Origin of the sequence: Flavobacterium sp. WC2416 (assembly GCF_041200095.1) — a bacterium.
GTDB lineage: Bacteria > Bacteroidota > Bacteroidia > Flavobacteriales > Flavobacteriaceae > Flavobacterium.
The window spans coordinates 442,776-468,365 of sequence record NZ_CP165626.1 but is presented as its reverse complement, the minus strand read 5'-3'; the positions used below and the strand labels follow the sequence as shown (position 1 = coordinate 468,365).

Here is a 25,590-nt window from a genome sequence, read left to right as displayed (position 1 = left end):
GGATGTTTAAAACGGGGATAAAAGATAGAGAAACGATACAATACCTGCTTTCTCAAGGTGGTTTTTCCTTTTTATTTAGGATGTTCGCCATGGTATTTAGTTTCATTTCCATGTGGTTTATCACTAATTTTTATGGGGAAGCGGATTATGGAACTTACGCATTGGCATTAACGGTTTTACAAATTTTAGCAATGGTATTCGCATTGGGGGTTCCAAATGCATTTGTAAGTTTTGCTGGTAGAATAGACAATGTTGAAAAACTAAAGGGATTATTACTAAAATCGGGTGCAATTGTTTTGATCTCCTCTCTTTTTCCTATTCTATGTTTTTCTTTTGGTGCTCAATTTTTTTCGGAAACTGTTTTTCAAAAACCCTCGCTTTTAAATTATTTTCTGGTGGTATCCTTCAGTATTCCTTTTATGATTTTTCATGAAATAATTTGTTATTACTTTATTTCAGTAAAAAAAATCATTGCTTATGGTTTGTTTTTCTATATTTTTCCAAGCGTGTCGTTTGCCTTGTTTTTAGTAGCATTTTATTATTATAATCTAACTGGATTTTTTACTTTTCTAGCTTATGTAAGCTCAATTATATTAACAGTTTTAATAGCGTTAGTAGTATTATTTTATAAAAAAACTAAAATTACTTTCCCCGAAATAAGGAGTAAAGAAATATTGAAAAAATCATTTCCAATGATGGTTAGCGGTATATTTCTCATTTTATTAAATTGGACGGATATCCTCATGCTGGGTCGTATAGAAAGTGAAAGCCAGATAGGAATTTATAACACTGCGTTTAAACTGGGTTATCTTACTCTTTTTTTCGTTCTGTCGATGAATGTGATTATTATGCCTAAAGTAGCAGCGTTATTTCATCAAAACAATTTCAGCGAAATGAAAAAAGTGATTAACCGCTCGACTCAATTGGTCATTGTTTTCACAATTCCATTAGCCATAGGAATCATTTTTTTTAGTGAAAACATCCTTCGATTATTCGGTGAGGGATTCATAGCGGGCAAGACGACTTTAATACTGATTACGCTTGGCGCCCTTTTTAATGCAATGACGGGTAATGTGGATCAGATTTTGAATATGACGAACCATCAAAAGGGAGTAAGAAACATATTTTTATTCGGTTTTCTAATGAATGTTGCCTTAAATTTAGGGTTAATACCTAGTTATGGAATTGAAGGAGCCGCATTGGCAAGTTTAATTACTAATGTTGTGGTAAACATTGTTTTTGTTATTGTCATTAAAAAGAAATTGGGTTTCTTTACTTTTATGTAGATTTACCTTTTATAACAGTTAAAAAATGCCTCCAGAACTATCAGTTGTAATTGTCAACTATAACGGATTAATTTATTTAAAGGAATGTTTTGATGCTTTATTTCAGAATCTAAAAAACATAGAGTTCGAAATAATAGTGATTGACAATAATTCCCAAGACGGCAGTTGCGCTTATTTGAAAGCTAATTATCCTGAAATTATTTTAATTGAATCAAATGTTAATCTTGGTTTTGGAAAAGGAAACAATGAAGCAGTTAGAAAGGCAAAAGGGAATTATTTGCTGCTATTAAACAATGATACAATAGTTCTAGATCCACTTTTACCCGTTTTGAATTTTTTGAAATCCGATGCGAAAATAGGAGTTGTGGGAATAAAAATGCTGGATGGGAATAAAAAATATTTAGCCTCGGCGGGAAATTTTCCGAATTACAAAAATCTGTTTCAAATGAAAAAATTAATGAAAATAGGGTCCGAATTTAGGACTGGTATTTTCACTAAAAAGGTTTATGAAGTAGACTGGTTGAGCGGCTCTTTTTTGATGCTACCCACTGAAGTGTTTAAAGAAATAGACGGTTTTGACGAAGATTATTTTTTATATGTAGAAGATGTAGATTTTTCTAAAAAAATCGCCGACAAGGGTTATAAAAGAGTTTTCTTGTCCAATTATAGTTATATTCACTTTGTAGGGTTTAATAGTTCCAAAAATCATTTGTTGGTCAAGGGATATGAAATTTATATTGCTAAACATTTCAAGGGATTTAATAAAAAAACATTGGAATTTATTTTATCTGTAAACAAACTAGTAAAGCGTATAAAGCAGTTTTTAAAAAGAAACTAGAAACTATATTTTATAAAAACAATAGACTTTAATTGATGATTGTAAGCAAATCGAAATTTTATACTTCACTCTTTATACTTGTACTTTTGTTGCAATTGTATCTGCCTTCATTCAAGTTAAATTTGTTCATTCAAATAGGGGTTTTGATGCTTTATTTCTTTTATGAAAAACTAGCAATAGAAGCCCGTTTCTTAAAGATTATTGCGCCAGTTTTATTACTTTTTTTATTGGGTTTTATAGGAACAATATTCAATAGTTATCCCATTTATGGTTTTATAAAAGACATTTTTCATTTTTCTAAACCTATTGTAGGACTCTTAATTGGTTTTTTGTTCTATAAGAAAATCAATAATTTCAATTTGTTTATAAAGACTATTGTTTACTGCGGATTGGCATCGGCTATTATACATTTTCTAGTTTTGATATTTATGGGGAACATTTTTTCCGTTTCTGTGGATGCGATTAGAGAATTTGGAAAGGATAATTTCTTGGAACTTTTTGCACTTTTTTTCCTTTTATCGTATAGCTATTTTCAAAAGGAATACTTGTTAAAAAGTCGTTTATTGACTAGAGTAATTGTATTTATATTGTTTGTGTCAAATGTTTTGTATTTCTCAAGAACAATGATTGTGGTGGCTCTAGTGTTATTGTTGTCTATTTATGGATATACGGTCTTAAACAAAAAAACAATCCGTTTTCTGGGGCTTTTTATTACTGCCATTGCCCTTTTTTACGGCTATTTGTATACGGTTAAAATAGAAAGAAATAAACCAGGGATGGAAGGGTTTCTTTTTAAGGTGAAAATTGCTCCTGCTGAATTATTCAAAACCAAAATTGACCGGGAAAATCATAAGGATTTGTGGGATCATTGGCGTGGCTATGAGGCCAAAAGAGCCTATGCCTTAATGCAAGAAAACCCAAGTAGTTTTGTGTTTGGAACAGGTTTTGGTTCATTGGTAAACTTGAAATTCAAAGCGCCACTTACAGGAGAGAAAGAAGGGATTAGGTACATTTCAGAATTGCATAATGGCTATATGTATGTGTTTTATAAAACGGGAAGTATTGGGATAATCATACTATTTTTGTTTTTTGGAACACTCTATTTAGCATTGTATCGCAAGCACAATAACAAGAGAATGATTTTGGTTTTTATTTCGGGAATAGGTTTAGTATATGTATTTACCTCTTTGACCATCACAGGAATTTATAATGGACGCGATGTGATTATTTTTATATTAGGAGGCTTGCTTTATTTTGAAAGAAGTTCGGTTTTTGTAAAAGAAATAGAAGGATGAAAGAGCTGAAATTTTTTATAGATTGTAGTGTATTTGATAGAAGTCCTCAAGGGACTACTACCTACATAGCGGGTTTATATACAGAATTAATAAAGAATAAAGAACACCACTTTTATTTTGCATCGCACACCAATAATTTTAAAGACACTTTTGGAGAACACGATAATGTGACCTATTTAAAATATACTTCAAATAATAAATATGTAAGATTGTTGATTGATATTCCTCGGTTTATAAAAAAACTGAATATTGATTATGCTCATTTTCAATACATCATACCGCCCATTACGTACTGTAAATACATTGTCACGATTCATGATGTGTTGTTTTTAGATTTTCCAAAATATTTCCCCTTGGGTTATAAACTCTCAAAAAAATATCTTTTCCAATGGAGTATTAAACGAGCTGCTATTGTTTTGACGGTTTCTGAATATTCCAAAAACAGCATAGTTAATCATTTTAATCGTGCCGATGTAACTATAACTCCCAATGCGGTTGATCCTGTTTTTTTTGAGGATTATGATAAAAAAACAGTGGCTGAAAAGGTAAAAAAGAACTACGGAATTGAAGATTATTTTTTATTCATAAGCCGTTGGGAACCTAGAAAAAACCATGATTTCTTATTGAAGGTTTTTGTTGAAAAGGAATACTACAAAAACCATCATCTCGTTTTTATAGGAGAAAAAGCCATACCTAATAGGGCATATTTAGATTATTTTGAAACGTTAAGCAGTGAAATGAAAGAAAAAATAATTGATTTAAATAAATTGGACTTCAATGAATTAGTTGCTGTTGTTCGTGGTGCTAGACTTTCGATTTACCCATCAATTGCTGAAGGTTTTGGAATTCCTCCTCTAGAAGCGTCGGCAGTAGGAATTCCGTCGCTTTGTTCGAATGCAACTGCCATGTCTGATTTTTATTTTTTAAAGGAGGGATTATTTAATTCGAATGATGAAAACGATTTGAATCGTGCTATTGTTTGGGGATTGAAGCAAGAAGGGCAAAACAGTGTTATTTCATCAATAATAAAAGAGAAATACAATTGGGAAATTGCGGCTGAGGTTTTTCTAAAAGCAATAAATGAGAATCAACAACTTAAATAAATAGTAAAAGACCTATTTTTGGTTCATTAAATTGGAATAAACAGTATGAGAATAGCTATTTTAGGAACGCGAGGAATACCCAATAACTATTCTGGTTTTGAGCAATTTGCTGAGTTCTTTTCTGTTTTTCTAGTTGAAAAAGGACATGAAGTATATGTTTATAATTCTCACAATCATGTATTTCAGGAAAAAACATTCAAAGGGGTAAATATCATCCATAAAAATGATCCTGAGCATAAAATGGGAACTTTTGGACAATTTGTATATGATTTCAACTGCATTATGGATTCTAGAAAAAGGGATTTTGACATCATACTTCAACTGGGATATACAAGCAATTCGATCTGGTTTTTCCTATTGCCTAAGAAACCCATTATTATAACAAATATGGACGGGCTAGAGTGGAAGCGAACGAAATATTCCAAGCCAGTGCAACAATTTCTTAAATTTGCTGAGCGATTGGCTGCCGTTAGTAGTGATTTTTTGGTTGCTGATTCATTGGGAATTCAAACCTATTTAAAAGATAAATATAAAAAAGAATCTGCTTATATTGCTTATGGTGCACATCCATTTATGAATCCTGATGAATCCATTGTAACGGATTATGAGCTCTCGAAATACAATTACAACATGATTATGGCTCGGTTTGAACCCGAAAATAATCTGGAAATGGTATTAGATGGTGTGGTGTTGAGCAATTCTATGATGAAAATTATTGTAGTTGGCAATCATAAAACCAAATATGGAGACTATTTAAAAAAGAAGTTCAAAGCGCATACAAACATTGCATTTTTGGGTGGGATTTTTAATTTGGAGCACCTCAATAATTTAAGGTATTTCAGTAATCTGTATTTTCACGGGCATTCAGTTGGAGGTACCAACCCATCTTTATTAGAGGCCATGGCGTCAAAGGCGTTAATTATGGCTCACGACAACAATTTTAATAAAGCTGTTTTAAAAGAAAACGCATTTTATTTTTCGAATGCTATAGAAGTGAAAGAACTACTTTTAACAGTAAAAAGAGAAGACTGTTTAAACAAAATTCAAAAGAATTTTGAGACGATTATAAATGAATTTAACTGGGATAAAATAAATGGAGACTATTTACGCTTATTTGAAAAAAGCATTTCAGGAACTGATGCTTCTTCATAAGCAAAGTCCGCCTTTACTGCTGCTATTAGTTGTTTTACTCACCATTCCGTTAAGTTATGCTATCAATAGTATAGCAATGGGAATCTTTGGTTTATCGACTTTGTTTTATGCTAAAAAATCAAATTTCAAGATAGATAAAAATCTATTTTTACTAGTTTTCCTGTATGTATTAATGGCACTTTCACTATTGTGGAGTCACGATTTAAACGCTTCTATTAAAGCAATTTCAAAGGAACTTCCATTATTGGTCTTTGCAGTTTGTTTCATGAGTTTTCCTGCTTTTGACGAAAGTAAAAAACAACTGTTGCTTAAATATTATAGTTTCGGAATGTTCTTTTATGTTGTTTATTTTTTGATCAAAGCAGTTGTTCGTTATAGTATTACAAGAGACAATTCTGTTTTCTTTTACCATGAGTTGGTAACCGATGATCTAAATGCCATTCATGTTTCGGTTTATATGTCGGTTGCTTTTTTTTATTTTTATTCGAAAGAGAAAAGATCTAAATTAAATTCAATTATTGCATTTTTATTGGCCATTTTTATCTTTTTACTGTCGTCAAAAAATATCATTGTAGTTTTTGTTTTACTGCTAATTGTTTTTGAATTATTTTATTCGAAAGGACAACTGAAACAAAAAAAAGCAGTCGTGAGTCTGTTTCTATTAGCAATAATTATGTTGCTGTTTTCGACTAAAATTAAAGAGCGGTTTCTGGTGGAATGGAATTCAAATACTACTGAAAACAAAACTAGTTTAAGAACTGATGCTGTCAATACTGTAAGTGTCAATCAAGCTTGGACCCAAGATAAATTTAATCAGAATGATTATTTTTCCGGAACTGCTTTTAGAGTGTATCAAATACGGATTTTTAAAGAAATGCTAGAAGAAGATAATGTGTTTTTTAAAGGATATGGGTTGAATGCATCCGATTTTAGAATAAAAGAAAAAGGCAAAGAGCATACTATTTTTTCTGGTGATGCGACTCACGATGGCTATCAAAACAAGAATTTTCATAATCAATATGTCCAAATTTTCGCCGAAACAGGAATAGTAGGATTACTATTGTTACTCTTGATTGTATCTTTGAGCTTGAGAAACGCAATAAAATCAAAAGATTTTGTTGCTATTTCTTTTGCAGTATTAATGATAAGTTTATTTTTGACAGAATCATTTTTATCAAGACAACGGGGAGTTGTCTTTTTTACCATATTTTTTTGCGTTTTTAATGCAAAAAATAGTCCCAAACCCATTACAAAACTATAAAAACCCATATGAAAAGAATACTGATTACTGGAGCTGCTGGATTTTTGGGATCACATTTGTGTGACCGTTTTATCAAAGAAGGATATTTTGTTATTGGAATGGATAACCTCATAACTGGCGATTTAAAAAACATAGAACATTTGTTCAAATTAGAACATTTTGAATTTTATCACCATGATATTACTAAGTTTGTTCACGTTCCAGGACAATTGGATTATATCTTACATTTTGCTTCACCAGCAAGTCCGATTGATTATTTAAAAATACCAATACAAACGCTTAAAGTTGGTTCTCTTGGTACGCATAATCTTTTGGGTTTGGCTCGCGTAAAAAATGCCAGAATCTTGATTGCTTCCACTTCTGAAGTGTATGGTGATCCACTAGTACACCCTCAAACCGAAGAGTATTATGGAAATGTAAATACCATCGGGCCTAGAGGTGTGTATGATGAAGCCAAACGTTTTCAGGAATCAATAACCATGGCATATCATACTTTTCATGGTGTTGAAACTAGAATTGTTCGAATTTTTAATACCTACGGACCTAGGATGCGACTCAATGACGGTCGCGTAATTCCTGCATTTATTGGGCAAGCACTTCGTGGGGAAGACTTAACCATTTTTGGAAATGGTCTGCAAACGCGTTCTTTCTGTTATGTAGACGATCAAGTCGAAGGAATTTTTAGATTATTGCATTCGGATTATGTATATCCAGTAAACATTGGGAATCCAGACGAAATTACTATTAAAGATTTTGCCGAAGAAATCATAAAATTGACGGGAACGAATCAAAAAATTGTCTATCACGCGTTACCGGAAAATGACCCTTTACAGAGACAACCAGACATTACTAAAGCCAAAGAAATATTGGGTTGGGATGTAACTGTAAATCGTGCTGATGGAATGAAAATAACGTATGATTATTTCAAATCTTTATCCAAAGAAGAACTTTCCAAAGAAGAGCACAAAGATTTTACGGCTTATATTAAATAGTAGGTCTATAAAGCAAGCATTAATAATATGCAAAGCATCAAGAACAGGTTAGCCAATCATGACAACATCCAAAATAGGAAGATATTCTAAATATATTAGGCCCATTAGTATTCTAATGGACTTGATGGTGATCTCTTTTTTGGCTTATTTTTTATTTAGTGACCTTAATTTAAACATTCCTTATTACATTATTTACCTCAATATTGGTTGGGTTTTAACTGCAGTTTTTTTGAAATTTTATGCGATTTTTCGTTTTACAAAAACGATAGAAATAATCTCAAAAATAATTAAGCAAGGAATTATTTTTCTTCTAATTGTCATTGCCTTTTTTCCATTTTATGATCAAGCTGTTTTTAATTCAGAGTGCATCGTTTTATTTATTGTAGGTAGCTTGGTTTTGATTACAATTTCAAAATTCTTTTTGTTTTATTGTTTAAAAAAATACCGATTAATAGTAGGAAGTAATTTTAGATATGCTGTAATTGTAGGGTATACACCTGAATCGATTCAATTAAAGGAGCTTTTTGAAACTAGGAAAGAGTATGGATATCAGTTTTTAGGCTATTTTTCAGATAAAAAAATAAATAAAGAGATTAAAGGTAATTTGCTGGATTTGAAAACCTTTGCTCTAACTAATCAAGTGGACGAAATATACTGTTCACTAAACGAAGTTTCTAATGTACAGCTAAAAGACTTGCTTGAATTTGCCGATGAAAACAATAAAACAATAAAATTTATACCAGATACAAAAGATATTTTTTCAAAGAATTTAAAAATAGACTATTACGATTTTTTCCCAGTATTGTCGTTAAAAGAAACTCTTTTAAATGAGCCCGTAATAAAAATTTTTAAACGATTTTTTGACATTGTTTTTTCGTTAACAGTAATTATTGGTATTCTATCATGGTTAGCTCCCTTATTAGCTATTTTAATTAAATTAGAGTCCAAAGGGCCTGTTTTATTCAAACAAGGCCGACCAGGAATTGGTGAAAAACAGTTTTACTGTTATAAATTTCGTTCTATGAGAATGAACGGTTCAACGGAAACAGAAGCTTTAAAAAACGACCCTAGAGTAACTAATATAGGCAAATTGATGCGAAAATCGAGCATGGATGAAATGCCTCAATTTGTAAATGTTTTATTTGGAGAAATGTCTGTAGTAGGACCACGCCCGCATTTATGGTCGCAAAATAAAATATATGGTAGTAAAATTAAAAAATACATGGTGCGCCATTATGTAAAACCAGGGATTACAGGTCTAGCTCAAGTAAGCGGTTTTAGGGGAGAAATTGAGACCGAAAAAGACATGATAAACCGAATAAAAATGGATGTTTTCTACATTGAAAACTGGTCATTAATTTTAGATCTAAAGATAATTTACATGACCGTTATCAATATCTTAAAAGGAGATAAAAAAGCATATTAATATGGGACAACCTTTGGTTTCGATACTAATTCCAACATTCAATTCTGAAAAATTTATTTCAGAGTCTATTCGTTCCGTGCAAAACCAAACATATACAAACTGGGAAATTATCCTTGTTGATGATTGTTCTACAGATTCAACTCTTTGCCTTGTTGAGGAACTAGCTATAAAAGACAACCGAATTCAATATTCTAGATTAGAAAAAAATTCTGGAACTGGTGTGGCTAGAAATTCGGCATTGGCGTTAGCCAAAGGACAGTATATTGCTTTCCTAGATGCCGATGATCTGTGGAAACCTGAAAAATTAAAAAAGCAAATTGATTTTCTTATAAACAAGAATTTGCCATTTACTTTTTCCTTTTATGATTGCATTGATGAAGCAGGAAATCCTTTAAATAAGAGAGTAGAAGCACCAGTACATTTGAGTTATCGCGAATTGTTTTTTTGTAATTATGTGGGGAATCTTACCGCTATTTATGATATCAATTTTTTTGGAAAAATTCCCATTTCTTCCATTCGAAAACGCCAAGATTGGATGCTTTGGTTAACGGTACTAAAAAAGATAAAAATAGCACATGTTGTACCTGAAAGTTTGGCTTATTATAGAGTACGAAACGACTCTATTTCGACTTCAAAGTTGGATTTGATAAAATATAATTTTGCCGTTTATAGAAGGTTTCACGGTTTTAGTTTTCTAATTGCGGTGGCTTGTATGAAGCTTTTTTTATTCACTCAATTATTTATAAAACCAAGGTATATTAAGCAAATTAAACCATCGATTTAAACTGTTTCAATTTTCCTCTTTTGTTTCTTTTTAAACTATTTTTTCTAATGAAACTAAACTTCAAGTTGGGTTCTAGATAGAGAATAATGGCTTTTTCAATTTTTTTAATTTGTGCTAAATTCAATTCCGTTTCACTAACATATTTGATTTCAAAAGTGTCGGTTTGAGTTTGTTTAATGACAAATTCTTTTACATTTCCATCGTCTTCAATGATGCTTTTTGTAATATAATAAAAGGTTAAACCTGGTGCTTTTTTTCCACTTGGTAGCACAGCAACATCATTTGTTCTTCCAATTAATTTTTTCAGAATGGGTTTTTGCAAGGTGCTTTTTTCATCCAAAATTCCAATATCACCAATTTCATATCGAATAAAAGGATGTGCTTTGTTAAAAAGAGAAGTAATTACAATGCGCCCTTCTTGACCATAAGGAAGTACTTTATTATTTTCGTCCAGTATCTCCACAAATAAAGTTTCTGAATTTACTTGCCATTCTCCTTCTGGATTTTGAAAAGCAATTAAATCAAGCTCAGATGCTCCGTATTCATTAATGATAGGTATTCCCAATTGTTTTTCTAACAGTATTTTATCATCTTCAAAAAGCATTTCTGAGGTAACCATACAAGCCTTTAGGGTTGGGCAAATAGTTGTTAATACGATATTCTTTTTTTGTAAAAATTTAGCAAATAACACAATCGAACTAGTATAGCCATTGATGTAATCAAATTTTTTGGTTCTAAAATGAATTATAAAACCCTCCAAAACAGCATCTGATAAGTCAAAAATGGTAAAGCGGAAGCGGTGGCTTAAAAAGTCTTTTAAACGTTCTTTTTTATTGCCAATGAAATCCATAGGAATTCCATAAAAACGCGCTTGATAGGAATGATTGAAATCAATTTCATACCATCCAAAACGATAGATATTGGAAGCCCAGGTTAGGGCATGGCTGTATTTGTCTTTGGCAAAAATAAAAGGATCACCACTAGAGCCTGAAGTTTTATTGAGATAGCTATTTTTAGTATTGTATCCGCTAGAAAGTCTCTCTAATAAAGGTTTTTGGAGATTTTTTTTATTCAAAATTGGTAAATTGGACCAATTCTCATAATCTGAAGTACCAACAAGTTCTTTATAAAAGGAATTATTTTCTAAATGAAAGGATACAATTTCCTTTTTTTTATGTGTTAAAAATGCTTCATATTCTTTTTGAGATAAAGCTGCAATTTGTCGCAATTCAGCAGTGGACTGCTTTATGGGATAACCGTTTAACTGGAGCGATAAGTCAAAAAGTGGTAGCATTTTAGGTGTTTATTTCTTCAAAAATAATATTTAACAACAACTAATTAGGAAGAACCAGCAAGTTTTTAAAAATTAATTATTTTTTACGTCCAAAAGCAATTATTTTTGCACCACAACTAAAAAACACACACATGAATATTTTACTATTGGGTTCAGGAGGAAGAGAGCATGCTTTTGCATGGAAAATGATTCAAAGCCCACTTTGCGATACTCTTTTTGTTGCACCAGGAAATGCAGGAACCGCATCGATTGCGACGAATGTGAACATGAGTCCTACTGATTTTGATGCGATGAAAGCATTTGTATTAAGTAATAATGTAAGCTTGGTAGTTGTAGGACCAGAAGATCCTTTGGTAAAAGGAATCTTTGATTTTTTTAAAAACGATGATCAAATAAACCATATTCCAGTTATTGGGCCATCAAAAATTGGTGCTCAATTAGAAGGAAGTAAAGAGTTTGCCAAAGAATTTTTGGTAAAACACAATATCCCAACCGCTGCTTATGATAGTTTTACAGCTGAGACTGTAGAAAAAGGATGTGACTTTCTTGAAACCTTACAACCGCCTTTCGTTTTAAAAGCGGATGGTCTAGCAGCAGGAAAAGGCGTTTTGATTATTCATGATTTGGCAGAAGCCAAAGAAGAATTACGCAATATGCTTGTGGGTCAAAAATTTGGTGACGCAAGTTCAAAAGTAGTTATCGAAGAATTTCTTGACGGTATCGAACTAAGCTGTTTTGTACTTACAGATGGTAAAAGTTATAAAATTCTACCTACAGCCAAGGATTACAAACGCATTGGCGAAGGCGACACAGGATTAAATACAGGCGGAATGGGAGCAGTTTCTCCAGTTCCTTATGTTGATGCTGTTTTGATGGAAAAAATCGAAACGCGCATCGTTAAACCAACAATTGAAGGTTTCCAAAAAGATGGTATTGAATACAAAGGATTTGTTTTTATTGGGTTAATCAATGTGAAAAATGAACCTATTGTTATTGAATACAATGTGAGAATGGGTGATCCAGAAACTGAGGTTGTTGTTCCAAGATTAAAAACGGATTTAGTAGAATTGTTTTTGGCTGTAGCCAATGAAAAACTAGACGAAATCACTTTGGATATTGATGAAAGAAGCGCCACTACTGTGATGCTGGTATCGGGTGGTTATCCTGAAGAATTTGAAAAAGGAAAAGTAATTTCGGGACTAGAGAACATCACTGATTCTATTGTTTTTCATGCAGGAACAAAATTAGTGAACAATGAAGTAGTTACTAATGGCGGTAGAGTGTTGACAGTTACCTCATATGGAGATGATTTTCAAGAGGCTATAAAAAAATCTTATCAAAACATAGGTAAACTAAGCTTTGATAAGATGAATTTTAGAAAAGATATTGGTAACGATCTTTTATAAATAAAGAAATCTTCCTTAATCCTAAGTAAATAGGATTAGGGAGGTTTTATTTTAAGAAAGAATGTGCCGTAGTATCTTGATTTTCTTCTCCGTTTGCATCAAAAATGCTCAATTGTTTGATCCAGTATACCATTGCTGCTGCGCAGATAGCCATGAAAATCCAGTTGATAGTATTTGCACCAAACCAAGTTCTAAGTTCTAATGAACGTAAGAAATCATGAGGAGCAAATAAAATATTTACAAATAAGTATTGAATTCCTTCAAAAAATGCTTTCATATCGAATAAAGTTATGTTGTTGTTTTTAATTTCTCAAGATTAAAGAACTCTTTTTAAAGAATCTTTTTCAACTTGAGGGTTTCCTTTTTAAACAAGTATTATATTTACAGTCACAAAAGTATAAAATATCCTTATGATAACAAGTGTTTTTAAAAAATCTACACCATTAAATTTCACCTTAGTAGTATTTTTAATACTCGTTTTCTTTTCAATCTATCAATTTCAAGATTTTAGTTGGACGAATTCGACTATTTTAATTTTTGAAAAAATAGGGATAATTACCGTTTTATTGGCGTCTATTTTTATGACCAACTTTATTTCAAAGCGCAACGGACTGAGTAAAGACAGCAGCTACACGATTTTATTCTACTTTCTATTCTTGCTTTTTTTTCCTTCTGTTTTGGACAATATCAATTTGGTTTTTTCTAATTTCTTTATCCTTTTAGCACTGCGTAGATTAATTTCGCTTCAGTCCTTAAAAGCATCAAAAGAAAAAATATTTGATGCCTCCTTATGGATATTTTTGGCGTCTTTGTTTCATTTTTGGAGTATTCTTTATATCGCACTGGTATTTATATCTATAATTTTTCACGTAGCAAGAGATTACAGAAATTGGATTTTACCATTTATCGCTTTTTTTACTGCGGGAATTATTTTTGTTCTTTTTTCAATTGTATTTAATATTGATGCTCAAGGATACATTAATAGCAGTGTAATGACCAATTTTGAAATTAACTATTTTACTAATAATTATCAAAATGCCGCCTTGTCAATCTATGCAACAGTGGTTTTATTCTTTGTTATATCCATGTTTGCAACATTGTCGAATAGGCCTTTAGTACTGCATGCATCTTTTAAAAAAATAATAGCTTCCTTTTTTATTGGGGTATTAATTTATTTGGTTTCTTCGAATAAAAGCAATGATATACTAATTTTTACGATTGCGCCTTTGGCTATAATGGCGACAAGTCATATCGAGATTCCTCAAGTAAAATTAAAAAAAGAAATGGTGTTATTTGTACTGATCGCTTGTAGCTTTTTTGCTTTTTTCTCCCAGTTATAATTTGGTTCCATACGCTAAGTCACCAGCATCACCAAGTCCCGGAACAATATAATCGTGTTCATTTAGTTTTTCATCTATTGAAGCGATCCACAGATGGCAATTATCAGGCAGGTGTTTTTCTAGATAAGCAATTCCTTCAGGTGCGGCAATTACAACAGCGATATGAATAGCTGCCACCGTTCCTTTTTCTATTAACTTATTATAAACAGCAACAATGGATTGCCCTGTAGCAAGCATAGGATCAACAAGGAGTAAGTATTTGTCATTAAAGTCAGCGATAGCTTGGTATTCCACTACAATATCAAAATAGTCATCATTATTAGGATGATGCCTGTAGGCCGAAATAAAACCATTTTCGGCTTCATCAAAATAATTCAAAAAACCAATATGTAACGGTAAACCGGCGCGTAAAATGGAACACAAAACCAATTGATCTTTTATGGCTGTTGTTTTTTTAACCCCAAGAGGTGTTTTTATTTCAACTGTTTTATAATGGAATTCTTTACTCATTTCATAAGCCATGATTTCACCGATGCGCTCAATGTTTCTTCTAAAACGCATGCTGTCTTTATGGATAGTTACATCTCTAATTTGACCTAAAAAATGATTGAGGACACTATTTTTTTCTGATAAATGGTGAATTTGCATGGTATAATTTTATTATTTATTTGGGTGATAAAAGGCAGTTTTTACTGCAAATAGTTATCCTAAAACAGATTTATGAATTGTAATTTTTTTATAAAAGTATAAAAAGTATCTTTGTCTCATTAAAATATATAAATATGTTTTCAAAATTAGCTTATTCCGTATTCGAACAAAGTATTAACGATTATCATCAATTTGATAACGTAGATCAACCAATAAATAATCCTTTTCCAAAAGATAAATTTGAACATTTATTGTACGTGAAAAATTGGATTGATACCGTGCAATGGCATTTTGAAGATATCATTCGTGATCCAAATATTGACCCAATCGCCGCTTTAACTTTGAAAAGAAGGATTGATGCTTCAAACCAAGAACGTACCGACATGGTGGAATATATTGATGGTTATTTTTTACAAAAATACAGCGATGTTAAAGTAAAAGAAGACGCGAAAATCAACTCAGAAAGTCCAGCTTGGGCATTTGACCGATTGTCAATTTTAGCATTAAAGATTTATCACATGAATGAGGAAGCTACTCGTGAAGAAGCATCTCAAGAGCATAGAGATAAGTGCCAAGCGAAACTAAATATCTTACTAGAACAAAGAACCGATTTATCATCAGCAATTGATGATTTATTGACTGATATTGAAAACGGTGATAAATTCATGAAAGTGTACAAACAAATGAAAATGTACAATGACGATGAATTGAATCCTGTTTTGTACCAAGGAAAAAAATAAATTGCCAACTAATATCAAGCATATCGCCGTCATGAGACTTTCCGCAATGGGAGATGTCGCCATGACGGTTCCTGTTTTACGCGCTTTTGTAAATCAGTATCCAGATATAAAAATCACGGTGGTTTCCAGACCCTTTTTCAAACCTTTTTTTGATACGATTCCCACTGTTTCCTTTTTTGCTTTCGATGAAAAAGAAAAACACAAAGGGTTTATTGGATTGTTGCGTTTGTTCCAAGATTTAAAACGGTTGGAAATCGATGCTTTTGCTGATTTGCATAATGTTTTACGTGCTCAAGTAGTCCGTACGCTTTTTGCTTTAAGCGGAAAAAAAGTGGCGGCGGTAGATAAAGGAAGAGCAGAAAAGAAAGGATTGACCAGTCTTGAAAATAAGGTTTTTAAACCACTTGCTTCTATGTTTGAAAGGCATGTTGCCGCATTTGCTAAACTGGGTTTTTCAATTGATTTGTCTCATCCCATGTTTCCTGCAAAAGCAGTTTTAAACGAGGAACTAACCAACATAATTGGAACTGAAAACCAAAAGTTAATTGGAATTGCTCCTTTTGCGCAATATGATTCTAAAGTGTATCCTTTGGATTTAATGCAAGAAGTAATTGCTCAATTGGCTAAAAATCCGCGACACAAAATCTTGCTTTTTGGTGGAGGAAAAAAAGAAATGGAGATTTTAGATGCTATTGCGGCACCGTACAGAAATGTGATTAATATGGCTGGGAAAATTAAATTTCAGCAAGAATTACAATTAATTAGTAATCTTGATGTAATGGTTTCCATGGATTCGGGTAATGCACATATTGCAGCTATGTTGGGGGTGAAAGTCATTACACTTTGGGGTGCCACACATCCGTATGCCGGATTTATGCCTTTTAATCAGCCAATAGAAAACAGTTTGATTTCGGATAGAGAAAAATATCCTTTGTTGCCTACTTCCGTTTATGGAAATAAAAAAGTAGAAGGCTATGAAGAAGCCATGCGAACGATTCCTGTAGACAAAATAGTACTTAGTGTTCAGTAAATAGACTTTGTATATTCTGTTGGTTTGAAAGACAACTGTTAGTTGAAAATCTAAGTGATGAATAACAAATACTCAACAAGAAAATTGCAAGTGAAAATAACTGAAAGAGTAAAAACATATAGTCAACAGGGTTTTCGAGATAGGTTTCTTGAGAATGATATTGCCAAAGACTTTCTTTTTAAGTCAAAATCAGAACAATTCTTTTGCTTAAAATTAGAAGAAATTAATCAACTCAAATTTCCTGTACCACCATCCAAACACATTTCTCACACTTTACTATTTATTATTTCCGGAACCCACAAAATAAAGATTGGGTTCGAGGAATATACTACCCAATCTAATGAGATTATAGTAGTTCCAGCAGGTCAAATTTTTTCAATAGAATCGATACCCATTGACTTAAAGGGGTTTATTTGTCAGTTTCACCCTGATATTCTAATTGGAAAATATGGGAATTTAGAAATGATAAATGATTTTAATTTTTTAAAAATAGGGGGAAATCCAAAACCTTGTTTTCCAGATAAGGAATCTCAGTTTATCCTACAGTTATTACATCGGTTACAGATTGAATATACAGAATCAGGTATCACAAATTTGGATATTTTACAGCCATATTTGATTGCTTTACTTTGTGAGATTAATAAAAATGCTTTAAAAGCAGCTAAAAAAGGGACAGCTGCTACCGTGCTAACATCTAAATTTAAAGAACTCATTTATGCTAATATTAATCAACAGCATCAGGTTGATTATTATGCTTCAATACTTAATGTGTCTCCAAATCATCTAAACAAATCAATAAAATCGGTAACAGATAAGTCGCCTACAAAATGGATTGAAGAGACCATTTTATTAGAAGCCAAATATTTGTTATACCAAACTAATCTGAGTATCAGTGAAATTGCCATGCGGGTTGGTCATTATGATCAGTCTTATTTTAGTAGAATTTTCAAAAAAAACGAAGGTATATCTCCAATTCAGTTTCGTAAAAGGATTGATAAGTCCTAATTATTGATTATGGAATCCTACTATCCTATCTGGTAATTATTGAAATTTGCAGGCCTAAAATAAGCCAAATAATGATTTATATTTTTAAAACATCAGTAGACACAAAATTAAAATTTGAAGAGGCAACGGTTATGCTTAATAGGCTTTTACCAAATACTATCTGGAATTTTGACCTTGAAGATTGCGATAATATTTTAAGAATTGATTGCAAAACCGAATTTTTGGAATCGATATTAAATAATGGCATTTTTGACTGTATAGAATTAGAAGGTTAATCACATTTGAACAAAAATCTGCAACAACGTACTATTATGGATCTCTTACTTCACCAAAACAAAACATTTGAAAATATTGATTATTCAGAACAAAAAATAACGGATAGTGAATATTTTAAGTGTGAATTTATAAACTGTAACTTTTCAAAAAGTGATTTAAGTCATAATGATTTTATGGAGTGTAGTTTTCAAAACTGTAATTTCTCCTTAGCAATACTTAATAACACTGGGTTAAAAAGCATTAAATTTATTGGATGTAAATTAATGGGTTTGGATTTTACAATTTGTAATAACTTCTTGTTTTCAATGAGCTTTGAAGGTTGTATTCTGGACTATTCTACTTTTTTTCAAAAGAAAATGAAAAAGACAAATTTTATGGATTGTTCCTTACAAAATGTAGATTTTTCAAATGCCGATTTAACGATGGCTTTGTTTAAAAACGGTGACCTCTCGGGCGCTATTTTTGCAGGGACAAATCTTGAAAAAGCAGATTTTCGTACTGCTAAAAATTATTCTTTTGACCCAGGAGAAAATAAAATGAAGAGAGCAAAATTTTCAAAATCTCAGCTTGCGGGTTTATTAGATAAATTCGATCTTGATCTTGAATAATTAGTTCTACTATTAATAAAAAAAGTTTGCGTAAAGCAAACTTTTTTTATTAAATGGAGATAAAAACGAGTTTCTAAACATCATCAAAATCGATATAAATATTTTCTGAAGTAGGATGAGCTTGACATGTCAATATCAATCCACTTGCAATTTCTTTATCTGTTAAAATGGAGTTTTTTGTCATTTCAGCAGTTCCTACAGTAACTCGTGCCAAACAGCTGCTACAAATACCGCCTTGGCAAGAATAAGGAGCATCAATCCCTTGTTTTAAGGAAGCCTCAAGTATGGTTTGTTTTTGCGACATTTCAAAAGTAGTTTCTTCATCATCTACCATTACAGTAATTTTTGAATGTCCTTCTAATGATTCTGTAATTACATTTTCATGGGTAGAAGTAGTGAAAAGCTCATATTTTATGGCTGATTCTTTTACATTTTTCTCTTTTAAGACATTTGAAACGGTTTCAATCATTGCTTCTGGCCCACACAAATAAAACTTGTCAAATTCCAGTTCCTTGTGTTTATTGTTTAAAACAAAATTGACTACTGATTTGTCTATACGACCAAACAAGGCATGATCAGCTTTGGCTTGACTGTATACATAATGTACAAATAAGCGACTCACATATTGTAAATGGAGGTCATGCAATTCCTGATGAAAGATCGTTTCTTCAGGTGATTTATTCCCATAAACCAAAACAAATGAACTTTTAGGTTCGCTCTTTAATACCGACTTTAAAATTGATAGTGCAGGTGTAATTCCACTTCCCGACACGAAAGCCACATAATTTTTTTGACGATCTGCTTGGGGTTCAAATGTGAATTTTCCTTCTGGTTTTCCTACTTCAAGTACATCTCCCGCTTTTAGTTTTGTGTTGGCAAATTGAGAAAAAGCACCGTTTTTAACTGCTTTCACTGCAATTCGTAAATCACCACTTTCAGGGGATGAACATATAGAATAGGCACGACGAATTTCTTGGCCGTCTAATGTTAGTTTCAAGTTAACATATTGTCCAGCAACAAATTTATAGTTTGGTTTTAATTCTTCGGGAACATTAAAAAGTATCGAAACGGCAGCAGCGGTTTCGCGTTTTACTTCTTTTATAATTAATTTTAAAAAGGATGGCATAGGATAATTTTTTTACAAAAATAGGAAACGGTAAATAAATGGAAGATATTAATTGAGGATTATTTTAGTAAGACGGTAACTTTTCATTATTTTTATCTACTTACTATTAAACGAAATATAAAAACAACATGTTCAAGCATTTTATAAATTTAGAATTGAAAGCCTTTTTTCGATCGGCAAGTGTTGGAAAAAGTATTGGATTGAAAATTTTAATGGGGTTTTTGGTAGTTTATTTTCTACTTGTTTTTCTTGTTTTGGGAATTGCATTGTATCCTATTTTAGAGAAAAGTTTTCCTGACCAAAAACCATTAGCCATAGTTAATAGTTTTGTTGTTTTTTGGTTGTTTTTTGAATTGGTACTTCGCTTTTTTATGCAAAGTTTACCTGTAATGAACATCAAGCCGTTACTTGTTTTGCCAATTAAAAAACAATCGGTGATTCATTTCGTATTACTTAAAAGTTTGACTTCAATTTATAACATTTTTCCATTGTTAGTCATTATCCCTTTTGGAGTGTACAATATTACCAAGGGAAATTACAATGCACTAAATATGATTGTGTGGATGGTTTCAATGTATGTTTTGGCTTTAGTGGTTAATTATTCTAATTTTTTAATCAAAAAGAAATTCGCTGAAAACATCATCGCCTTTCTTCCATTTGTGGCAATAGGGCTTGTGTTCTTTGGTCTAGATTATTATGGGTTTTTTAAAATTACAATAGTATCAGGAATTCTTTTAAATGGATTAGTAGGGCAGCCCATATTAGTTGTAGTTCCAATAGTAATTTTAGCAGGATTGTATTTTCTAAATTTCAACTACTTAAAAACTAATTTTTATCTGGACAGCTCTTTACAGTCCAAAGTAGAAGAAGCAAAAACGTCTGATTTAACTTGGACGAAACGTTTTGGTGATATAGCGCCATTCTTAGCATTGGATCTAAAAATGATTTGGAGAAATAAAAGGCCTAAAACGGTGATTTGGATCTCGTTAATCTTTCTGGCTTATGGCATGTTGATTTATACCAATCCACATTACAAAGATACACCAGCGTTTTTTGTTGTGGTAGGAGTTTTAATGACAGGTGTTTTTATGCTTAATTTTGGGCAATTTGTGCCGTCATGGGATAGTAATTATTACGGAATGATGATGTCACAAAACATTCCTATGAAACAATACTTAGCATCAAAAGCGGGATTAATGTCGGTTTCAGTAATTGTATTAGCAGTTTTAAGTACGCCCTATCTTTATTTTGGTTGGAATGTATTAGCAATAAATCTGTCTTGTGCTGTTTATAATTTAGGGGTAAACATCCCCATTTTATTATTTGCAGGATCCTATAATAAAAAAAGAATTGATCTCGAGAAAAGTCCTTTCATGAATTACCAGGGAACTGGAGCAACGCAATGGATTGTTGGCCTGCCATTAATGTTGTTTCCTGCATTGATTTTCTTTGCTTTTTATAAATTAGTCAATGTAGAAAGTGCAACAGTTGCTATTGCGACATTAGGTATTATTGGTTTGGTTTTTAGAAGTTTTATTTTAAGTAAAATCGCCGATGGGTACACCAAGAGAAAATACGAAACCATTAGCGGATTCAAACAACAAGAAAATTAGTATTGCTAACTGTGGACTGGAATAACAAATAAGAAAAAGATGATACAAGTAAATAATATTTCAAAAAAATATAACGGAACTACAGTTTTAAAAATTGACATTCTTGAAATTCCCAAAGGACAAAGTTTAGGTTTAGTAGGGAATAATGGAGCTGGTAAAACGACTTTTTTTAGTTTACTACTCGATTTAATTAGACCTACAACGGGTACAATTGTTAACAATGAAATTCAGGTTAATACTAGCGAATCTTGGAAGCCTTTTACGGCTGCATTTATTGACGAAAGTTTCTTGATTGGGTATCTAACTCCCGAAGAATATTTTTACTTTATAGGCGATTTGCGCGGACAAAATAAAGCCGACATTGATGCGTTGTTAACCAAATATGAGGAGTTTTTTAATGGAGAAATTCTAAATAATAAAAAGTATTTACGCGATTTGTCCAAAGGGAATCAGAAAAAAGTAGGGATTATAGCCACTCTTATTGGAAATCCCAAAGTAGTAATTCTAGACGAGCCTTTCGCAAATTTAGATCCGACAACGGTAAACAGATTAAAAAAAGTGATAAAAGAACTGGCTCAAGATCCAGAGACAACCATTTTAGTTTCTAGTCACGATTTGCAACATACCGTTGAGGTTTGTGATAGAATTGTTGCTTTAAATAAAGGAGAAATTGTAAAAGACATACAAACTTCAGAAGAGACACTTCAAGAGTTAGAAGCGTTTTTTGCCGTTTAAAATATATTTTTCAGGGTATGACCACGCCAAAAAAGCGTGGTCGGGCTTTCATTCTCAATCTTTTTTATTTTAAAAAAATAAAATAAAAAAGGATTTCCACTACATCCCTCATGCAGCATCGCTCAAATAACTACATATAATTTTCACTTTCTCAAAAAGAAACGTATTTTTACCAGTCACTATACTAAAAAGCTTTTTTAAAAGTTTAATGATAAAAACGTTTGCCATTGAAAACTAATATATTTAAATATTCAATTCCTGTAGGATTTTTGGTTTTTTTGGTAGCTTGTTCTACCAAAAAGGATAGTTTTTTGTCTAGAAATTCCCACGCTTTGAGCACGAAATACAATATTTTATACAATGGGCAAATAGGTTTAGATAAAGGAGTTGAAGGGATTAAATCTAAAAGTACAGATGATTTTTGGAAGCGTTTGCCAATCGAAAGAATGCAAATAGGCGATGATCCTACAAGCACTGAAAAAACTAAAAATGCAGATTTTGAATTGGCGGAAACCAAAGCTACCAAAGCAATTCAAAAACATTCCATGAATATTGATGGAAGAGAAAGAAATTACCAAGTGGACGAAGCCTATTTATTACTTGGAAAATCAAGGTATTACGATCAAAGGTTTATCCCAGCCTTAGACGCTTTCAATTATATTTTATACAAATACCCAACAAGTAGTAGAATTTACGAAGCTAAAATATGGCGTGAAAAAACCAACATGCGTTTAGGTAATGACGCCGTTGTTGTAAAAAACATGACCAAACTGCTGAAAGAACAAAAACTTAAAAAGCAAGTTCTGGCCGATGCAAATGCATTGCTATCCGAAGCATTTCTAAATCTTGAAGAAAGAGACAGTGCTGTTGCTAAACTAAAATTGGCTGTAGATTATACCAAAAACAATAATGAAAGAGCGAGATATCGTTTTATTCTAGGTCAGTTATACGAAGAATTGGGGAAAAAAGACAGTGCTATTTACAGTTATGAGTCAGTTATAAAAATGAATAGAAAATCCGAAAGGAAATATGTCATTCAAGCACATGCTAGAAAAGCGCAGTTATTCGATTATGAAAAGGGAGACTCTACTGCTTTTTTAAAAACCTATAATAAATTAATTGCTGATCGAGAAAACCGACCTTTTCTGGATGTCTTATACTATCAAAAAGGGGTTTTTTATGATAAAAACAACAATAAAAAACAAGCCTTGCAATTTTATAACCGTTCTCTAAAAAATGCTAAAACAGATCAATATTTAATTGCTTCAAATTATAGAAATATTGGAAATGTGCATTTTAAAAGTGCGGAATATGCTACTGCAGCAAAATATTATGATAGTACTTTAGTAAAAATGCAACCTAAAACTAGAGAGTTTATCCATATCAGTAAAATTAGAAAAGATTTAGATGATGTCATTTTATATGAAGCCATTGCCATGCAAAACGATAGTATCCTTCATGTTGTTTCTTTGTCTGGACCAGATAGAATAACCTACTTCGAGAATTATATTGTTAAGTTAAAAGCAGCTGATGATGTCAAAAGACTTTTAGAAGAAAAAGAAAAAGAAAAACAAGAAAATATTGCAAGAAACAGTTCAGCGGGACCAGTTAACAATGCAATTTCTACTCAAAACCCAGGAGCGCCAACACGAAAATCTTCTCTTGCACCACCTACTATGGCCTCTAGTACTGCAGCTACAAGTGTATTTTACTTTTATAATCCTTCAACTGTTTCATTTGGAAAAGTAGAGTTTAAAAAACTATGGGGAGAAAGAAGTTCAAAAGGAAATTGGAGGTTGTCAGAAGCTGTAGCAAATACAATTTCTAATGACACTTTGAACTCTGGTGTTTCAGTAGCTGATAAAAAAGAAACAGAAGCTGATAAAATAATTCCACAATACACAACCGATTTTTATTTAAAACAATTGCCTACTGCACAAATAGCAATTGATAGCATTGCTAAGGAACGCAATACTGCTTATTATCAACTTGGAGTTATTTATAAAGAAAAATTTAAAGAATACGAACTGGCAACTAACAGGCTAGAGCAATTATTACAAAATAATCCTGAGGAGAAACTCATTCTCCCAACGATGTATAATTTATATAAAATTTACCAAATCACGAATAGCGGCAAGGCGGAATCGATGAAAAGCAAGATAAATGGGCAGTTTCCTAATTCTCGTTATGCACAAATAATTAATAATACAAATCAAGAGGAGACTTCACAAGAAGGAAGTCCTGATGCTGTGTATGAAAAATTATATTCCTTATATGGACAGGAACAATTTACAACTGTTTTAGAACAGGTAAACATCGCTATTACTCAATTTCCAGGTGATGAAATTCTTCCTAAATTAGAATTATTAAGAGCCAATACAATAGGGAAACTAAGAGGCTTACTTGCCTATAAAAATGCATTACAATATGTAGCAGATACCTATTCGAATACTGAAGAAGGAAAAAAAGCGCAGGATGTTTTAACGAATCAAATTCCGCTTTTAGAAAAAATTGATTTTGGAACAGTAGAAACTAAGAACTGGAAAATAGTGTATAAAGTTGCTTCTAGGGAAGCCGAAAATACAAAAAGCATAGAAGAAAAAATAAAAAAATTCATTGCCAATTTAAATCCAAGACTTACCTATTCGTATGATGTCTATACGGAAAATGAAAGTTTTATAGTGATTCATGGTATGTATAGTCAAACCGAAGGGCAAAACGTGATTGATCAATTAAAAGAAAACAAAGAATATAAAATAGTAGATCCGGCAATACTAATTTCTAATGAAAATTATAAAGTGATTCAAATTAAGAAAAATCTTAATGACTATTTAGTTGCAAAAAAATAAAGAATATGTTTAATAAGAAACCAAAGCCTTATACTGAACTTTTAGGAAAAACGAATAGAATTGTTGAAGGAACAATTATTAAAGGCGATATTATTTCACAGGCCGATTTTCGTTTAGATGGTGAGTTGACCGGGAATTTTCATTCTACTGGAAAATTAGTTATTGGACCAACAGGCAGTGTTGTGGGTGATATCAGTTGTAACAATGCCGATATAGAAGGAAAAGTTAATGGAAACATTCAAGTTACTGAGGTGCTCAATGTTAAGTTAAAAGCAAGTATTCATGGCGAAGTTACTGTAGGTAAATTATCTGTGGAACCTGGAGCTGATTTCAGTGCTTCTTGTATAATGAAATCTGATGTAGAAAAATTGATGATTACTGATGGACAAGAAACCCAACAAAAAACAAGCTAGTAAGTGGTTAGCACTTATTAATATTCCCATTCAAATGGGAGTTATTATTTTCCTTTTTGCTTATTCGGGAAATTGGCTTGACGAAAACTACCCCAGCCCAAAAGTGTATTACAATAAAATCTTAGTGATGGTAGGAGTTGTTTTGGCATTATACAATGTAATCAGGCAAGTGAATGAGATTAATAAGTCGCAATAATTGATTTCAAAGAATAGATAATAGTAATTAATATTTAACATAGGTTATTTGTGATAAATTTAATTTAAAATAACTTTGCTACTTACTGTCTTCGGGGCACAAATGAAATCCAATGAATTTTAAAAGTTACAAGCCTTTATTGTTTTTAACAATCTTGGCGGGAATAGGTTATTT

General features: G+C 31.9%; 25 protein-coding genes. 21 read left to right on the top strand and 4 right to left on the bottom strand.

The genetic code is table 11. The features are described from left to right. The first annotated feature begins 2 nt into the window (after positions 1–2). From AB3G39_RS02015 to AB3G39_RS01975, 9 genes are all read left to right on the top strand, one after another. The gene (locus AB3G39_RS02015; RefSeq protein ID WP_369765887.1) at positions 3–1,286 is read left to right on the top strand and encodes a flippase; all 1,284 of its coding nucleotides are present in this window, start codon (positions 3–5) and stop codon (positions 1,284–1,286) included. Positions 1,287–1,311: 25 nt separating this feature from the next. Then, a complete protein-coding gene (locus AB3G39_RS02010; protein WP_367772858.1) occupies positions 1,312–2,124 on the top strand; it encodes a glycosyltransferase family 2 protein in 813 nt (270 codons plus the stop codon). Positions 2,125–2,246: 122 nt separating this feature from the next. Continuing rightward, positions 2,247–3,419 (top strand): O-antigen ligase family protein, encoded by a 1,173-nt coding sequence (locus tag AB3G39_RS02005; RefSeq protein WP_369765886.1) that lies wholly within the window; start codon positions 2,247–2,249, stop codon positions 3,417–3,419. Further along, the gene (locus AB3G39_RS02000) at positions 3,416–4,522 is read left to right on the top strand and encodes a glycosyltransferase family 4 protein (protein WP_369765885.1); all 1,107 of its coding nucleotides are present in this window, start codon (positions 3,416–3,418) and stop codon (positions 4,520–4,522) included. The genes AB3G39_RS02005 and AB3G39_RS02000 overlap by 4 nt, the downstream gene beginning before the upstream one ends. A 45-nt stretch (positions 4,523–4,567) precedes the next feature. Beyond that, positions 4,568–5,674, top strand: a complete 1,107-nt coding sequence (locus tag AB3G39_RS01995) for a DUF1972 domain-containing protein (protein ID WP_367772863.1) — start codon at positions 4,568–4,570, stop codon at positions 5,672–5,674. Next, positions 5,616–6,935, top strand: a complete 1,320-nt coding sequence (locus AB3G39_RS01990) for an O-antigen ligase family protein (RefSeq protein ID WP_369765884.1) — start codon at positions 5,616–5,618, stop codon at positions 6,933–6,935. Before AB3G39_RS01995 ends, AB3G39_RS01990 begins: the two co-directional genes overlap by 59 nt. 8 nt (positions 6,936–6,943) lie before the next feature. Beyond that, a complete protein-coding gene (locus AB3G39_RS01985) occupies positions 6,944–7,927 on the top strand; it encodes a UDP-glucuronic acid decarboxylase family protein (RefSeq protein WP_367772866.1) in 984 nt (327 codons plus the stop codon). Positions 7,928–7,985: 58 nt separating this feature from the next. Beyond that, positions 7,986–9,353 (top strand): exopolysaccharide biosynthesis polyprenyl glycosylphosphotransferase, encoded by a 1,368-nt coding sequence (locus AB3G39_RS01980; RefSeq protein WP_367772868.1) that lies wholly within the window; start codon positions 7,986–7,988, stop codon positions 9,351–9,353. 1 nt (position 9,354) lies between these two features. Further along, positions 9,355–10,137 (top strand): glycosyltransferase family 2 protein, encoded by a 783-nt coding sequence (locus AB3G39_RS01975; RefSeq protein ID WP_369765883.1) that lies wholly within the window; start codon positions 9,355–9,357, stop codon positions 10,135–10,137. Here the strand turns inward: AB3G39_RS01975 and AB3G39_RS01970 are convergent. Beyond that, positions 10,121–11,431 carry a phenylacetate--CoA ligase family protein gene (locus tag AB3G39_RS01970; RefSeq protein WP_369765882.1) on the bottom strand — a complete coding sequence of 437 codons (1,311 nt, stop codon included), beginning with the start codon at positions 11,429–11,431 and terminating at the stop codon, positions 10,121–10,123. The genes AB3G39_RS01975 and AB3G39_RS01970 overlap by 17 nt on opposite strands. Before the next feature lie 131 nt (positions 11,432–11,562). Between AB3G39_RS01970 and purD the strand changes: the two genes are divergently transcribed. Further along, the gene (gene purD, locus AB3G39_RS01965) at positions 11,563–12,837 is read left to right on the top strand and encodes a phosphoribosylamine--glycine ligase (protein WP_367772874.1); all 1,275 of its coding nucleotides are present in this window, start codon (positions 11,563–11,565) and stop codon (positions 12,835–12,837) included. 46 nt (positions 12,838–12,883) lie between these two features. Here purD and AB3G39_RS01960 read toward each other — a convergent pair whose 3' ends face one another. Next, positions 12,884–13,114, bottom strand: a complete 231-nt coding sequence (locus AB3G39_RS01960) for a uracil phosphoribosyltransferase (protein ID WP_367756339.1) — start codon at positions 13,112–13,114, stop codon at positions 12,884–12,886. A 133-nt stretch (positions 13,115–13,247) separates the two neighbouring features. Here AB3G39_RS01960 and AB3G39_RS01955 point away from each other — a divergent pair, with 133 nt between their 5' ends. Beyond that, positions 13,248–14,177: a DUF6427 family protein gene (locus AB3G39_RS01955; protein WP_367756341.1), complete on the top strand. Its 930-nt coding sequence runs from the start codon at positions 13,248–13,250 to the stop codon at positions 14,175–14,177. Here AB3G39_RS01955 and upp read toward each other — a convergent pair. After that, the gene (gene upp / locus AB3G39_RS01950) at positions 14,172–14,825 is read right to left on the bottom strand and encodes a uracil phosphoribosyltransferase (protein WP_369765880.1); all 654 of its coding nucleotides are present in this window, start codon (positions 14,823–14,825) and stop codon (positions 14,172–14,174) included. The two genes, AB3G39_RS01955 and upp, sit on opposite strands and share 6 nt — an antisense overlap. Before the next feature lie 134 nt (positions 14,826–14,959). On the opposite strand from upp, the gene AB3G39_RS01945 reads away from it, so the two are divergent. From AB3G39_RS01945 to AB3G39_RS01925, 5 genes are all read left to right on the top strand, one after another. Continuing rightward, the gene (locus AB3G39_RS01945) at positions 14,960–15,565 is read left to right on the top strand and encodes a DUF4254 domain-containing protein (protein ID WP_369765879.1); all 606 of its coding nucleotides are present in this window, start codon (positions 14,960–14,962) and stop codon (positions 15,563–15,565) included. A gap of 31 nt (positions 15,566–15,596) precedes the next feature. After that, positions 15,597–16,595 carry a glycosyltransferase family 9 protein gene (locus AB3G39_RS01940; RefSeq protein WP_369765878.1) on the top strand — a complete coding sequence of 333 codons (999 nt, stop codon included), beginning with the start codon at positions 15,597–15,599 and terminating at the stop codon, positions 16,593–16,595. 57 nt (positions 16,596–16,652) lie between these two features. After that, positions 16,653–17,600 (top strand): helix-turn-helix domain-containing protein, encoded by a 948-nt coding sequence (locus tag AB3G39_RS01935; RefSeq protein WP_367772884.1) that lies wholly within the window; start codon positions 16,653–16,655, stop codon positions 17,598–17,600. Between the two features lie 71 nt (positions 17,601–17,671). Then, positions 17,672–17,875: a hypothetical protein gene (locus tag AB3G39_RS01930; protein ID WP_367772885.1), complete on the top strand. Its 204-nt coding sequence runs from the start codon at positions 17,672–17,674 to the stop codon at positions 17,873–17,875. Between the two features lie 36 nt (positions 17,876–17,911). Continuing rightward, positions 17,912–18,484, top strand: coding sequence for a pentapeptide repeat-containing protein (locus tag AB3G39_RS01925; RefSeq protein ID WP_369769665.1), 573 nt, complete (start codon positions 17,912–17,914; stop codon positions 18,482–18,484). A 73-nt stretch (positions 18,485–18,557) separates the two neighbouring features. Here the strand turns inward: AB3G39_RS01925 and AB3G39_RS01920 are convergent, their stop codons facing one another. After that, positions 18,558–19,610, bottom strand: coding sequence for a 2Fe-2S iron-sulfur cluster-binding protein (locus tag AB3G39_RS01920; protein WP_367772889.1), 1,053 nt, complete (start codon positions 19,608–19,610; stop codon positions 18,558–18,560). Between the two features lie 128 nt (positions 19,611–19,738). On the opposite strand from AB3G39_RS01920, the gene AB3G39_RS01915 reads away from it, so the two are divergent. From AB3G39_RS01915 to AB3G39_RS01895, 5 genes are all read left to right on the top strand, one after another. Next, positions 19,739–21,223 carry a DUF5687 family protein gene (locus AB3G39_RS01915; RefSeq protein WP_369769664.1) on the top strand — a complete coding sequence of 495 codons (1,485 nt, stop codon included), beginning with the start codon at positions 19,739–19,741 and terminating at the stop codon, positions 21,221–21,223. Positions 21,224–21,262: 39 nt separating this feature from the next. After that, positions 21,263–21,958 carry an ABC transporter ATP-binding protein gene (locus AB3G39_RS01910; RefSeq protein WP_369769663.1) on the top strand — a complete coding sequence of 232 codons (696 nt, stop codon included), beginning with the start codon at positions 21,263–21,265 and terminating at the stop codon, positions 21,956–21,958. Positions 21,959–22,185: 227 nt separating this feature from the next. Further along, positions 22,186–24,807: a tetratricopeptide repeat protein gene (locus AB3G39_RS01905; RefSeq protein WP_367772895.1), complete on the top strand. Its 2,622-nt coding sequence runs from the start codon at positions 22,186–22,188 to the stop codon at positions 24,805–24,807. Positions 24,808–24,812: 5 nt separating this feature from the next. After that, entirely contained in the window at positions 24,813–25,220 is a 408-nt protein-coding gene (locus tag AB3G39_RS01900) for a polymer-forming cytoskeletal protein (protein WP_367756357.1), read from the top strand. Continuing rightward, positions 25,189–25,416 (top strand): AtpZ/AtpI family protein, encoded by a 228-nt coding sequence (locus AB3G39_RS01895; RefSeq protein ID WP_367756359.1) that lies wholly within the window; start codon positions 25,189–25,191, stop codon positions 25,414–25,416. The genes AB3G39_RS01900 and AB3G39_RS01895 overlap by 32 nt, the downstream gene beginning before the upstream one ends. Positions 25,417–25,590 lie beyond the last annotated feature (174 nt).

Bases quoted from the DNA above. Each gene is read 5' to 3' on its own strand.
- purD (WP_367772874.1), top strand. From the start codon at position 11,563: ATGAATATTTTACTATTGGGTTCAGGAGGAAGAGAGCATGCTTTTGCA.
- AB3G39_RS01970 (WP_369765882.1), bottom strand. From the start codon at position 11,431: ATGCTACCACTTTTTGACTTATCGCTCCAGTTAAACGGTTATCCCATA.
- AB3G39_RS01920 (WP_367772889.1), bottom strand. From the start codon at position 19,610: ATGCCATCCTTTTTAAAATTAATTATAAAAGAAGTAAAACGCGAAACC.
- AB3G39_RS01945 (WP_369765879.1), top strand. From the start codon at position 14,960: ATGTTTTCAAAATTAGCTTATTCCGTATTCGAACAAAGTATTAACGAT.
- AB3G39_RS01990 (WP_369765884.1), top strand. From the start codon at position 5,616: ATGGAGACTATTTACGCTTATTTGAAAAAAGCATTTCAGGAACTGATG.
- AB3G39_RS01915 (WP_369769664.1), top strand. From the start codon at position 19,739: ATGTTCAAGCATTTTATAAATTTAGAATTGAAAGCCTTTTTTCGATCG.
- AB3G39_RS02010 (WP_367772858.1), top strand. From the start codon at position 1,312: ATGCCTCCAGAACTATCAGTTGTAATTGTCAACTATAACGGATTAATT.
- AB3G39_RS01985 (WP_367772866.1), top strand. From the start codon at position 6,944: ATGAAAAGAATACTGATTACTGGAGCTGCTGGATTTTTGGGATCACAT.
- AB3G39_RS02015 (WP_369765887.1), top strand. From the start codon at position 3: ATGTTTAAAACGGGGATAAAAGATAGAGAAACGATACAATACCTGCTT.
- AB3G39_RS01930 (WP_367772885.1), top strand. From the start codon at position 17,672: ATGATTTATATTTTTAAAACATCAGTAGACACAAAATTAAAATTTGAA.
- AB3G39_RS01975 (WP_369765883.1), top strand. From the start codon at position 9,355: ATGGGACAACCTTTGGTTTCGATACTAATTCCAACATTCAATTCTGAA.
- upp (WP_369765880.1), bottom strand. From the start codon at position 14,825: ATGCAAATTCACCATTTATCAGAAAAAAATAGTGTCCTCAATCATTTT.
- AB3G39_RS01980 (WP_367772868.1), top strand. From the start codon at position 7,986: ATGACAACATCCAAAATAGGAAGATATTCTAAATATATTAGGCCCATT.
- AB3G39_RS01960 (WP_367756339.1), bottom strand. From the start codon at position 13,114: ATGAAAGCATTTTTTGAAGGAATTCAATACTTATTTGTAAATATTTTA.
- AB3G39_RS01895 (WP_367756359.1), top strand. From the start codon at position 25,189: ATGGACAAGAAACCCAACAAAAAACAAGCTAGTAAGTGGTTAGCACTT.
- AB3G39_RS02000 (WP_369765885.1), top strand. From the start codon at position 3,416: ATGAAAGAGCTGAAATTTTTTATAGATTGTAGTGTATTTGATAGAAGT.
- AB3G39_RS01995 (WP_367772863.1), top strand. From the start codon at position 4,568: ATGAGAATAGCTATTTTAGGAACGCGAGGAATACCCAATAACTATTCT.
- AB3G39_RS01910 (WP_369769663.1), top strand. From the start codon at position 21,263: ATGATACAAGTAAATAATATTTCAAAAAAATATAACGGAACTACAGTT.
- AB3G39_RS01925 (WP_369769665.1), top strand. From the start codon at position 17,912: ATGGATCTCTTACTTCACCAAAACAAAACATTTGAAAATATTGATTAT.
- AB3G39_RS01900 (WP_367756357.1), top strand. From the start codon at position 24,813: ATGTTTAATAAGAAACCAAAGCCTTATACTGAACTTTTAGGAAAAACG.
- AB3G39_RS01935 (WP_367772884.1), top strand. From the start codon at position 16,653: ATGAATAACAAATACTCAACAAGAAAATTGCAAGTGAAAATAACTGAA.
- AB3G39_RS01940 (WP_369765878.1), top strand. From the start codon at position 15,597: ATGAGACTTTCCGCAATGGGAGATGTCGCCATGACGGTTCCTGTTTTA.
- AB3G39_RS01955 (WP_367756341.1), top strand. From the start codon at position 13,248: ATGATAACAAGTGTTTTTAAAAAATCTACACCATTAAATTTCACCTTA.